The organism is Cytobacillus sp. T106, from assembly GCF_040492155.1.
GTDB classification, from domain to species: Bacteria; Bacillota; Bacilli; order Bacillales; family Cytobacillaceae; genus Bacillus_AB; species Bacillus_AB infantis.
Genome location: NZ_JBEUMK010000007.1, coordinates 194761 through 206745 on the forward strand (window position 1 = coordinate 194761; position 11985 = coordinate 206745).

An 11985-nucleotide genomic window follows, 5' to 3' on the forward strand; every position below is an offset into this window, starting at 1 on the left:
TTAGCCTTATGCAGCCTTTTACACAAAGAACGATAAAAATCATTAAAGAAATACCTGCCGGAAAGGTGATGACATACGGCCAGATAGCAGCCCTTGCCGGAAGCCCACGCGCAGCCAGGCAGGTCGTCAGGATTCTTCATTCCCTGAGCAGGCAGGAGAAGCTTCCATGGCACAGAGTCATCAGCAAAATGGGCGAAATCAGCATGAAAGATCCTATGCTCCGGGAGGAACAGAGATTTCTCCTTGAAGCGGAGGGCATCACTGTAGACGTCAAAGGAATAATCAGGCTTGAAAATTTTCTGCATGAGCCAAAAAAAGGGCTGGATAATAATACCTGATTTTGATATGATAATAAAAATTCTTAAATTCTATGACGAGAACAAGTAGGAAAGGGAATGTTCCTTCAGCGAGCTGGGTATGGTGAGAGCCAGCGGAAACGATCTTTCTGAAACACCATCTCTGAGATGCAGGGCTGAAATCCAGTAAGTCCTGACGGGTGTCCGCCGTTAAAAGGAACGCGTATGATGGTACGTTGATGAGCGCTATTGTTTATGCAATAGAATTTGGGTGGTAACGCGGGTATAACACTCGTCCCTTATACAGGGGCGGGTGTTTTTTATTTCCCTAAAAATTAAAAAGAAAGGCAGGTACTGAAATGGAAAGCACTCAGGCAAGAGAACACAGAATCAGAGAGTATTGGAGGCAAGGATATATTTTTGCCAAATCCGTTTCCAATCGTGCAGGCAGGACTCCTTTCGTTTTTTATGAAGGGCCTCCGACCGCCAATGGGCTGCCCCACGCCGGCCATGCTCTTGGGAGAACATACAAGGATCTGACAGCCCGCTACTGGACGATGAAAGGGAGGCAGGTAATCAGGAAAGCCGGCTGGGATACACATGGGCTTCCGGTTGAGCTGGGAGTGGAAAAAGCATTGGGCATATCAGGAAAGAAGGAAATCGAGGATTATGGTGTAGGTGCTTTTATAGAAAAATGCCGGGAAAGTGTATTCCAATATGAAAAACAGTGGAGGGAATTCACAGAGCAGCTAGGCTACTGGACGGATATGGATGACCCTTATATGACATTAAGCAATGAATATATCGAGTCGGTATGGCATATCCTTGGGACAATCCACGAAAAGGGGCTGCTTTACAAGGGCCACCGGGTATCTCCCTACTGTCCAAGCTGCCAGACTTCCTTGAGTTCCCATGAAACTGCGCAGGGCTACAAGGATGTAAAAGATTTAAGCGCCACTGTCACCTTCAGGCTGAAAGGAAGGGAAAATGAATATATCCTGGGCTGGACCACAACGCCATGGACACTTCCGGCCAATGTTGCACTGGCTGTCCATCCCCAGGTCCGTTATGCAAGAGTAAAGAATGGAGACAAAATCTTTATTCTGGCTGAAAACAGGGTGGCAGACCTTTTTCGCAGCTTTGATGAAATCCTTGAAACGATTGAAGGCAAAGAGATCACGGGAATGGAATATGAGCCTCCCTTTCAAGTTGATGGGCTGGAAGGTGCGCACAGAGTCATTGCAGCTGAATTTGTTACTGAAAACAGCGGCACTGGTATCGTCCATCTTGCTCCCGCTTACGGAGAAGACGATTACCGGGCCATAAAGGAAAGGGGGCTTCCTTTTATCAATATCGTTGATTCCAAAGGCTGTTATACTGATGAATTTCCGCCGCTTGCAGGGAAGTTCGTCAAAGACTGTGATGTTGATATCTTAAAAATGCTGGGAAGCATGGACCTGTTATTCCACAAAGAAAAGTATGAACACAGCTATCCATTTTGCTGGCGGTGCGACTCTCCGCTCCTTTATTACGCAGCTGACAGCTGGTTCATCAAAACCTCTTCCCTGAAAGAGAAATTTCTTGAGCTCAACAGCCAGGCAGAATGGCATCCAAGCCACATGAAGAATGGCCGTTTCGGCAACTTCCTTGAAGGGCTGGTGGATTGGAATATCAGCCGGAGCCGCTATTGGGGCACGCCTCTCAATGTTTGGGTCTGTGAAAATTGCGGGGCAGAGAAAGCCCCAAAAAGCTTTCAGGAGCTGCAGGAGCTTTCAGAAGCAAATGGAAAGCTCACTGATTATCATAAGCCTTATGTCGATGCAGTGAAAATCCCTTGCCAGGACTGTGATGGTTACATGGCCAGGACACCGGAGGTCATCGATGTCTGGTTTGACTCAGGAAGCATGCCATATGCCCAGCTTCATTACCCTTTTGAACATAAAGAGGAATTTTCAAGGCTATTTCCTGCAGATGCAGTTATAGAGGGTGTGGATCAGACCAGGGGCTGGTTTTACTCATTGCTCGCGGTTTCAGTCTTATATAAGGGGCAATTGCCTTATAAAAATGTCCTCGCCCTTGAGCATGTCCTTGATGAAAATGGACAGAAAATGTCTAAGAGCAAAGGAAATGCCCTTGATCCTGCAAAGCTGATCACTGAATTTGGAGCAGATGCTTTAAGATGGGCGCTGGTGGAAGACAGCAGTCCATGGAAGCCCAAGAAGTTTTCCGGAAAAAATGCGGCAGAGGCAAAATCAAAGCTGGTCGACTCGCTAGCAAGCATTCACCATTTTTACAGCCTCTACAGTACAATCGATCATTTTGAGCCAGATAGCTCTCAAACTTCCGGCAACATCATGGACCGGTGGATTCTTTCGCGGCTGCACAGTGTCATTGAAACGGTAAACAAGGAGATGGGCAGCTACCAGGCTACAAATGCCGCCAGGGCAGCAGGCACGCTGATCGAAGAGGTCAGCAACTGGTATATCAGGAGAAACAGGGAAAGGTTCTGGGCGAAGGGCATGGAAGACGACAAAATTTCTGCATTCCAGACACTGTATACACTATTGGACAATATCTCCCGCATGCTGGCACCATTCGTGCCTTTCATAGCTGAAAGCGTCTATTTAGACCTGACAGGCAGAAGCGTCCACCTTGAAGACTACCCGGAGGCTGAAACCGCCTTGATTGACAGGGAGCTGGAGGACAATATGGTTGAAGTCATGGATCTGGTTGAGCTGGGCAGAAGCATCCGGCATTCAAAGCAGCTGAAAACAAAGCAGCCGCTGGCCGAAATGCTTGTGCAATGCAGCAAAGAAAAGGAAGAGAAATTAATAGCTTTCAGCAGGATCCTCAAGGAAGAACTGAATGTAAAAGATATCTCATGGGCTGAAAGCTTGCAGGATAAATACTTCTGCCGGCTGAAGCTGAACTTCAAAGCAGCAGGAAAGAAGTACGGAAAGAATGCCAATCTCGTTCATCAGTCGCTGCAGCAGCTCTCTGAAACAGATATCCGCCAGCTGCTGGAAACAGGAAGCCTCGTTCTGCAGGCTGGCAATGAACTGCTGAAGGTCGAAAATAGTGATACAACGGTGGAAAAGCTCCCAAAGAAAGGCTACGCGGAAAGCAGCGGACGAAATATGACAGTTCTTTTGAAAACAGAGTTGACTGAGGAATTGAAGAGGGAAGGCTATGTAAGGGACTTTATCAGAGGAATACAGGATTTAAGGAAAAAGCTGGAGCTTCCTATCGACAAAAGAGTTAACCTGCATATCGATACAACCTCTGAAGCAGAAGGAATACTGCGCGGATTTGAGGATCTTTTATACGCCAATATCGTTCTTGAAGGGATTGCTTTCAAGCCTCTGCAAGCTCCGATGCTGAAGGGCAGGCTTGGGGGGGAACTGATAGCTGTCTCATTGACATAACCACTGGCTGGCCGGCACCTTTCAAAAACACTACTTTTTCCTCACAATGAAAATAAAGGAAAAGCAGCATTCAAAGCGAAGTAACTGTTAATACTTTAAATCTGGCAAAGCTTAACTTCTGGTTTTGGATCTGAACTTAATTTTTGCCACAGGAAGGTGCTGCTGCTTGTTGAGAAAGTGGAAAATTGTCATCCTTATAACAGCTTTATTATTCATTTCAGCCTCTCCATACGCTTATGAACTATCCCGCCAGGCTTCGGCGGTTGAAGAAGGAGGACTGACCCGAGACCTGAATCAGCTTCTGAATAATGATCCTATCCTCTCTGGAGCGCTTGCGGGAGTAAGCATCAGAAATGCAGAGACCGGCGAACTGCTGTATGACCATATCGGCGGGATCCGTCTTAGGCCGGCCTCTAATATGAAGCTGCTCACATCCGCCGCTTCTCTTCAGGTTCTTGGCGAAGAATACCGGTTTACTACTGAGGTACTGACAGATGGACTGCACAAAAAAGGCAATCTTCATGGAAATCTATATTTGAAAGGCAAAGGCGATCCGACCCTATTAAAAAGCGACTTTGACAAGATGGCAGCCGGGTTAAAGCAAAAGGGCATCAAAACGATTCATGGCAGCCTGATTGCTGATGACAGCTGGTATGATGACATAAGGCTATCAAAGGATCTGCCCTGGAGCGACGAGTCCTACTATTACGGCGGCCAGGTATCAGCACTGACAGCGTCGCCAAATGAAGATTATGATGCAGGCACGGTCATTGTAGAGGTGAATCCGGGGAAATCTGCAGGAGAACTACCGGCAGTCACTCTGACCCCTGAAACAGGCTATGTAAAAATCATCAACGAGGCAGCGACCGTCCCGGCTGACGGCAAAAAGGACATTACCATTGAACGGGACCATGGCACGAACACGATCCGCATTACCGGGACAATACCTGAAAAGGCAAGCAGGTCCAGGGAATGGATTGCCGTGTGGGAGCCGGCCGGATATGCGCTTGATCTGTTCAGCCAGTCATTGAAGGAACATGAGATACGCGTAACCGGAAAATTGGAGCTGGGGAAAGCCCCTGAGAAAAGCTCTCTGCTTCTGGCACATCAATCCATTGCATTGAAGGACTTGCTGATACCTTTTATGAAACTCAGCAACAACAGCCATGCAGAAGTACTGGTCAAGGAAATGGGCAAAAAGGTGAAGAATGAAGGAAGCTGGGAAAAAGGCCTTGAAGTTGTCTCAGAACAGCTTGCCAGCTGGGGAGTCAATAAAGACACCCTGATCCTCCGTGACGGGTCGGGCATATCACATGTCAGCCTTATTCCGCCTAATGAGTTGTCACAGCTGTTATACGGCGTACAGTCTGAGAAATGGTACCCCTCATTTGAGAGATCACTCCCATTGGCAGGAGCCCAGGACAGATTAATTGGCGGCACACTACGCAACAGAATGAAGAACTCGGCAGCAGAAGGAAAGATTAAAGCCAAGACAGGTTCCATATCCACCGTAAGCTCCCTTTCCGGATATGCAGAAACCAAAAGCGGTGAAAAGCTCATTTTCAGCATTGTCCTCAATAATCTGAAGGATGACAGCAAGGCAAAAATTATAGAAGATAAGATTGCAATCCTTCTGGCAGAACAGCCGTAACGCCAAGAAGCAGGCAGATTCCTTTCAATAGGGAGTCTGCCTGCTTCTTTTTTTAATAATAACGGTTTATTTCGTACGCCCTGCATATTCCTCAACCATTTCAGCGGTCACAAGCTTCCTGGAAGGAACAATTCCCTGTCTGGCAAGCTGGTTGATTTCCTCTGTCACTTCATTGATTTTTTCTGTAGAAAAAGCTTTTCCTGCTTTAGACAGAGATAATGCTTCTTCAATAAACGCTTCTCTTTTTGCGTCAAGCTCAAGAAAGCGGGTGATCCTTGTGTTTAATTTCTTGGCATGTTCGGTTAAAGCATGGTGCACACTCATCGTTTCACTCCTCATTCAAAAGGCTAATATTATATTATCAACTAACCTCCATTTCGTTAAGAAAAACTTTTCTGTGTTAAAGTTCTAAGGAGAACTTTAAAGGATAGGGTGCTGGCCAATACATGATAATATAATATACAGGCTCCTTAAAAGGCGCCGATTAATATTCAAAGGGGGGATTTTCCATGGAAGCATTGGAAACTCTCTATCCTCTTGCAGTAGAACAAGCTAAAGCAAAAATTTTAGAGGATATTCACTATTATTTATCAACGAAAGATTCTCTTCCCGATTTTGAAGAATATTTTCAGGACAGGAAGCTGTATTATGAACAGATTTGGATAAATGTCTGGCTTAATATGACCAACAATAAAGTGGCGCGGAAATTAAAAAAGGAATATCTTCAGGAAAAGGGATTTTCAACAGAGGGAATCGACAAGAAGGTCATCAACAGCCTTTTCCGATCTGAAGTAAAGAACTATTCACCATGGAATGCAGAGAAATGGCTGCTTTCCCTCTATTCCCATGATCCAGGCAAATGGGAACAGACATATCGGGATGCAAGGGAAAAGTATCTGCTTCAGCTTCAGCATGAGGAAAATGCCGAGCGTATTGCCAAGGCTTACACAGCACTCGATAAGGCTGCCGGGAAAATCATGAGGAAGCATAGCCGGCTGTTTTATTTGAGGGCAAGATATGAGGCTGCCCGGCAATTAAAGAAGGACTTCAGCAGCGGAACCAAATACGGGCAGGCGGATACATTTGCACTTGAAGAAAAGCTCAGGCCGGAAGGACATTTTAACCCGGAGCATTATACACTCGCTGCCGAGTTCTTTGAAGAGCTGACTGGCGGCATCCATTCAACAAACCATTGGGGCAGACAGTATTTTGAATATGAAACCTATTATTTTAAATATGAAAAGCTTTTGATGGATTCTATGAAAGATATTGTTCCTGAGACCGTATTGGAACTAATGGATCCTTCCATGCTTGAACAATACAAATCGCTCCATCCGGAAAACGACCCGGAAGCAGCCATCCATTCCATGACTGAATGGCCGTCAGAGGAACTCGCCGGAGAATTCCTGGAGGAAATTGAAAATGAATTCCTGGAGGACTTGCTCCGCCTCAGTTCTTTTCCATGGGAACCAGCCGTGCATCTGGAAATATATCAGATGGATCTTGAGGACCGGGAGCGGAAAGAGGCAGAAGCGCGAGCAGCAGAAGAGCGGAGAAAGCAGGAGGAAGCCAGGATCCTCGATGAGATATTTGGCCGGGAATACAGCCCTTCTGTGGACAGGAGCGTCAAATACGTCCTTCATATCGGCGATACGAATACAGGCAAGACCTTCCATGCGCTCGAAAGCATGAAAAAGGCGGACAGTGGAATTTATCTGGCCCCCTTAAGGCTTTTGGCACTCGAGGTATACGATAAGCTGAACGGGGAAGCTATTCCCTGTACACTTAAGACAGGGGAGGAAGAAAAAGTGACTCCCGGGGCAAGCCATTTTGCTTCCACTGTCGAGATGTTCAGTGAAAAAGAGCGTTTTGATATAGCAGTCATTGATGAAGCACAGATGATCACTGACAAAGACCGCGGGTTCTCATGGTATAAGGCCATAACGAAGGCTAATGCAAGTGAAGTCCATATCATTGGCAGCAAAAGCTCTCAGTCAATCCTCCTTCAGCTTTTGGAGGGGACAGATTTGGAGATACATGAATACCATAGAGATACACCGCTTATCGTCGAACCTGACGAATTCAGGCTGAAGCACAGCAGAAAAGGGGATGCCCTGATCTGCTTTTCAAGGAAAAGAGTGCTGGAGACTGCTTCCCGGCTTCAGAATGATGGCCGCTCTGTCAGCATGATATATGGCAGCATGCCGCCTGAAACAAGGAAAAAACAGGTGCAGCGCTTCATCGACGGCGAGACCAATATTATAGTAAGTACAGATGCAATTGGCATGGGTCTGAACCTTCCTATCCGCAGGGTCGTTTTTCTTGAAAATGAAAAATTCGACGGAGTCAGCAGGAGGCAGCTCACTTCCCAGGAGGTCAAACAGATTGCCGGAAGGGCCGGCAGAAAAGGCCTCTACAATACAGGCCGGGTCGCATTTATGGAAAACATCAAGGAAATGGGTTCCCTGCTGGAACAGGAAGATGATCCGGTCCATACATTTTCGATTGCGCCAACCAGCGGAGTATTTGACCGCTTCCAGAAATACTATCATGATCTGGGAACTTTCTTTGAACTTTGGGACAAATTCGAAAGTCCACCTGGAACAGTGAAAGCGTCCCTTGCCGAAGAGAAGGAGCTTTATGAGCTCGTCCAGGGAACAGAAATGGAAGCCAGGCTCAGCCTCGGGGACCTGTATGGATTCCTGCACCTGCCTTTTTCAGCCAGGGAGCCGGAACTCGTCAGGCAATGGAGGATGTCGGTGATGGCATCGGTGCATAACGAAGACCTTCCTGAGCCTTCAATCCGCAAAAGGACCCTTGAGGACCTGGAGCTCACGTATAAATCTGTCGGTCTGCATCTGCTGTTTCTTTACAGGCTCGACCAGAGGACAGAAGCTTTATACTGGGAAAGGGTCCGGGATGAACTGGGGACAATGGTCCATGAAAAGCTGAAGACAGATGTTCAGAAAATGACTAAAAAATGCCGCAGATGCGGCAAGAAGCTTTCATGGGAGCATCCTTATCCGATATGCGACGAATGCCATGAGGGCGGGTTCAGGACCAGGAGAAAACCTTCATATTTCAGGAGATGACTAAAAAGGGCAGGCAGCCCGTGAGCTGCCTGCCCTTTCATTGACAATCCAAACTGTATCTTTTATTATTACAGTATAAGCAGGACATATCCCGGTATTAACCAGCTGCTCAGATATACAATGAAAAGCCTATCTGCAGTTTGCGTTATCACACAGAATTTACGGGTAATGATACAGTATACGGCCGAAAAGAACCGGCCCTGAATCTAAGATCTTAAATGTATTGAACATAAAAAATAAATAATCTATTGAGGGCGGTGTTATGATATGAACAATCAAGACATTAAAATGGGCGGATGGATCACAGGGAAGTCGCGGAATGGGGAGCTTGTTCAGGGCTTCGTGGAAGCGGCATTGCCAGAGCGTGAATTCGTGACAGTTTTTGTTGTCGACAGCGACAACCCGGAAGTGATCGGCAGGAAGGTCCATATTGAAAAGAAAAAGGCAGAGACTATGAAAAACGATCTTCTTCCTTCTGCCGACGGTCTTCGCTCCCTTATCGACACAGCTTTGCTTACAAGGGACAAGGAATGGTTTATGGAGCTCTCAAATGCACTGAATCGTATTGAACAGGCAGGCATTGAAAAAAAAGAACATGCAGCCGGCAGCGGTACATTTCCTTCAAGCGAAGGCAGAATGAATAAGAAATATTAAAACTATGCTGTTACAGCAAGAATAGAAAGAAGGCAGGAAGATGAAGCTCGGTATACTTGATCAATCTCCTGTTCCTGAAGGGAGAACGGCTCATGAGGCCCTTTTAGCCTCACTCGAGCTTGCACAGGAAGCGGAACGGCTCGGTTACAGCCGCTATTGGATTGCAGAGCACCATAATATGACAGGGCTTGCCTGCTCTGCCCCTGAAGTGATGCTTCCCTATATTGGCGCCCAGACTTCACATATAAAAATTGGAAGCGGAGCCGTTCTTCTTCCTTATTACAAACCTTACAAAGTGGCGGAAACCTATAACATGCTTGCCACCCTTTTTCCCGGAAGAATTGATTTAGGGATCGGAAGGGCGCCAGGCGGATCTGCCGAAACATCCATGGCGCTATCTGACAACTTTTTAAAAGGCGTCGCTGAAATGCCTGATAAAATCACTGAGCTCTTAAACTTTCTGGTGGGCAGCCATCCTGAAGGCCATATGTACTCCAAAGTGGCGCCTGCACCTGTACCCCGTTCTGCTCCTCTTCCGTGGATATTGGGAACCAGCAAGAAAAGCGCCATACAGGCTGCCGAAAAGGGAACAGCCTACTGCTTCGGGCATTTTATGAGCGACCAGAATCCCGAAGAGATTATTTCACTCTATAAGAATAATTACATTCCTTCTAAAATGGCCTCTGCCCCATACTGTCTAGCCGCTGTTAATGTGATTTGTGCAGAAACAGAAGAACAGGCAGAGGAGCTGGCTATAAAAAGCCGCTCATGGAGGAATCTGCTGAGCGGGGAAGAAGCGCAGCTGGAACAGGAGTCCTTAAACACAGAAGAACTCTTGCAGGACATGAAGAAAAAAATGATCATCGGAAATCCTGTTCAGGCTGCTGAACAGCTTGAAAGCCTGGCCAGCAGGATAGGGGCAGATGAACTTATGATCATCACTCTGACAACCGACTATCAAGACAGGCTGCATTCCTACAGACTGATTGCTGAACAAATGCTATAATAATCCGCTGTGGATGGTGCAGCGGGTTTTTCATTTAAAAGAGGGGATGAAGTATGAAACTAAGCGTACTGGATCAAGCTGTCATTCGAAAAGGAGATTCTCCGGGAGATGCACTTAAGCAAACCTCCCACTTGGCGCAAATTGCCGATAATCTGGGATACACCCGCTTTTGGACCGCTGAGCATCACAATTCCAATGGGATGGCAGGATCTTCACCAGATGTCCTGATCTCCCATATAGCAGCAGTAACCAAAAAGATACGGGTAGGCTCTGGAGGGGTCCTCCTACCTCAATACAGCCCGTATAAAGTTGCAGAGACCTTTAAAGTGATGGAAGCTCTGTATCCGGGCAGGATTGACCTCGGTGTCGGCAGGTCACCTGGCGGCGGTGCAGACACAAGACTGGCTCTGACAGACGGCATCAGGAGGAGCATGAATGAATTCCCCGGCCAGCTGAGAGATCTCCAGGGCTTTTTAACCAACACTCTGCCGGATAACCATCCTTTTAGGGAGGTAAAAGCCTACCCGGATCTGCAAACTCTGCCGGAATTATGGCTATTGGGGATTACCGAACGCGGCGCTAGAGCGGCAGCTGAAAACGGCATGCGGTTTACCTATGGGCACTTCATCACACCGGCAAACGGGGAAAAAGCATTCCAATACTATTACCGTCACTTCCAGCCGTCTGCTATGCTGAAAGAGCCTTCGGCAAACGTCTGTGTATTCGTCATCTGCGCGCCGACTAACGAACAAGCCGAACACCTCGCAGCCAGTCAGGACCACTGGCTCCTGGACATCGAAAAAGGAGCCGACACAAGAATCATCTCACCAGAGGAAGCCCAAAAAAGAACCCTGACGGCAGCCGAAAAAGAAAAGATTCAGCACAACCGAAGCAGAATGGTCATAGGCAATCCTCAAAAAGTGAGAAATCAGCTCCTCAAGATCAGTGAAAAATACGGTACCGATGAAATCATGGCCATCAATAATACCTATAGTTTCAAGGACAGAGCAAGGAATCTGGAATTATTGGCTGAATTGTTTTTATAAAGTTTTTATGTAAAGATTATTGTATTTGAATATAAAAAGGGACTGTTTACATTTAGGTTATTATATATGGAGGCTTATTCAGTTAATGGGACATTTTAGTGATGGAAGGCTTTTTGGAGAAAAGAAGTATAATATTATCCGATTTGAGCAGCAAGCCTCAAAATAAGCGGAGATTCTCCTCTTAGACGGCTGAATATGGCACGGATGGGTGTAAATAAGCGGAGAATCTCCGGTTAAGCGAAGCGAAGTTGCCCATTTTCCTGTTTTTTAAGTTTATAGTAGGAATTTCTCCGTCTATTTGAGCTATTTTTAGGGCATTTTTGAAATTAGAGGGAATTTCTCCGCTTATTTTCCTAACCTATCACTGATCCCTCTTTGAGAATTTTTCGTCGTAGCTGAACTTTGAATCAAAGCCCTGCTTCTTGGCTTACTCTTTTTATGTTAAAACTGGCAAGTAAATTTAAAAACCGCTGATGGTTGGAGTGGAAGACACGCAGACTCCTGCGGGATCGCAGCGGCAGAGCTGAGACCCCACAGCGCGCAATCGCGAGGAGGCTTAGCGCCGAGGAAAGCGAAGTGTCTGGAACGGAAACCATCAGCCCAAGTTAAGAACACAACAACGGATGAAGAAACCAATTAGGGGGTGTCGTTGCTTAGGAATCTTTTTCTCAAAGCCCTGCTGACCGGAACGGAAGGCACGAAGACTCCTCATAAAATGCATGCTCATTTTCTTCGTGCGATGCAGATTCCAGGAAGAAGATTCAACATCCTGCGGGATTGCAGCGGAAATGTTGAGACCCCGCAGCGCGTAAGCG

General features: G+C 46.7%; 8 protein-coding genes and 1 other annotated feature. Of the genes, 7 read left to right on the forward strand and 1 reads right to left on the reverse strand.

Annotated features, from left to right (window positions below; genetic code table 11):
* The first annotated feature begins 8 nt into the window (after positions 1 to 8).
* From ABU165_RS14825 to dacB, 3 genes are all read left to right on the forward strand, one after another.
* Positions 9 to 338: an MGMT family protein gene (locus ABU165_RS14825; RefSeq protein ID WP_094769035.1), complete on the forward strand. Its 330-nt coding sequence runs from the start codon at positions 9 to 11 to the stop codon at positions 336 to 338.
* A gap of 23 nt (positions 339 to 361) precedes the next feature.
* Positions 362 to 599, forward strand: a binding site (T-box leader).
* A gap of 56 nt (positions 600 to 655) precedes the next feature.
* A complete protein-coding gene (gene ileS / locus ABU165_RS14830; protein ID WP_318060715.1) occupies positions 656 to 3721 on the forward strand; it encodes an isoleucine--tRNA ligase in 3066 nt (1021 codons plus the stop codon).
* Positions 3722 to 3887: 166 nt separating this feature from the next.
* On the forward strand, positions 3888 to 5372 hold the full coding sequence (dacB, locus tag ABU165_RS14835; RefSeq protein WP_165352536.1) for a D-alanyl-D-alanine carboxypeptidase/D-alanyl-D-alanine endopeptidase: 1485 nt from the start codon (positions 3888 to 3890) through the stop codon (positions 5370 to 5372).
* Positions 5373 to 5438: 66 nt separating this feature from the next.
* On the opposite strand, the gene ABU165_RS14840 is transcribed toward dacB, so the two are convergent.
* Positions 5439 to 5696 carry a YpbS family protein gene (locus tag ABU165_RS14840; protein ID WP_022543845.1) on the reverse strand — a complete coding sequence of 86 codons (258 nt, stop codon included), beginning with the start codon at positions 5694 to 5696 and terminating at the stop codon, positions 5439 to 5441.
* A gap of 185 nt (positions 5697 to 5881) precedes the next feature.
* Here ABU165_RS14840 and ABU165_RS14845 point away from each other — a divergent pair, with 185 nt between their 5' ends.
* The 4 genes from ABU165_RS14845 (at position 5882) to ABU165_RS14860 (ending at position 11170) form a co-directional block, all read left to right on the forward strand.
* Positions 5882 to 8464: a helicase-related protein gene (locus ABU165_RS14845; RefSeq protein WP_318060716.1), complete on the forward strand. Its 2583-nt coding sequence runs from the start codon at positions 5882 to 5884 to the stop codon at positions 8462 to 8464.
* A gap of 267 nt (positions 8465 to 8731) precedes the next feature.
* Positions 8732 to 9118, forward strand: coding sequence for an IDEAL domain-containing protein (locus ABU165_RS14850; RefSeq protein ID WP_101547740.1), 387 nt, complete (start codon positions 8732 to 8734; stop codon positions 9116 to 9118).
* A 40-nt stretch (positions 9119 to 9158) separates the two neighbouring features.
* Positions 9159 to 10124: an LLM class flavin-dependent oxidoreductase gene (locus ABU165_RS14855; RefSeq protein WP_318060718.1), complete on the forward strand. Its 966-nt coding sequence runs from the start codon at positions 9159 to 9161 to the stop codon at positions 10122 to 10124.
* A 53-nt stretch (positions 10125 to 10177) separates the two neighbouring features.
* Complete coding sequence (locus ABU165_RS14860; protein ID WP_318060719.1) at positions 10178 to 11170, forward strand: LLM class flavin-dependent oxidoreductase; 993 nt, start codon at positions 10178 to 10180, stop codon at positions 11168 to 11170.
* Positions 11171 to 11985 lie beyond the last annotated feature (815 nt).

Coding starts and splice junctions, on each gene's coding strand:
- ABU165_RS14855 (WP_318060718.1), top strand. CDS start 9,159: ATGAAGCTCGGTATACTTGATCAATCTCCTGTTCCTGAAGGGAGAACG.
- ABU165_RS14825 (WP_094769035.1), top strand. CDS start 9: ATGCAGCCTTTTACACAAAGAACGATAAAAATCATTAAAGAAATACCT.
- ABU165_RS14845 (WP_318060716.1), top strand. CDS start 5,882: ATGGAAGCATTGGAAACTCTCTATCCTCTTGCAGTAGAACAAGCTAAA.
- ABU165_RS14860 (WP_318060719.1), top strand. CDS start 10,178: ATGAAACTAAGCGTACTGGATCAAGCTGTCATTCGAAAAGGAGATTCT.
- ileS (WP_318060715.1), top strand. CDS start 656: ATGGAAAGCACTCAGGCAAGAGAACACAGAATCAGAGAGTATTGGAGG.
- ABU165_RS14850 (WP_101547740.1), top strand. CDS start 8,732: ATGAACAATCAAGACATTAAAATGGGCGGATGGATCACAGGGAAGTCG.
- ABU165_RS14840 (WP_022543845.1), bottom strand. CDS start 5,696: ATGAGTGTGCACCATGCTTTAACCGAACATGCCAAGAAATTAAACACA.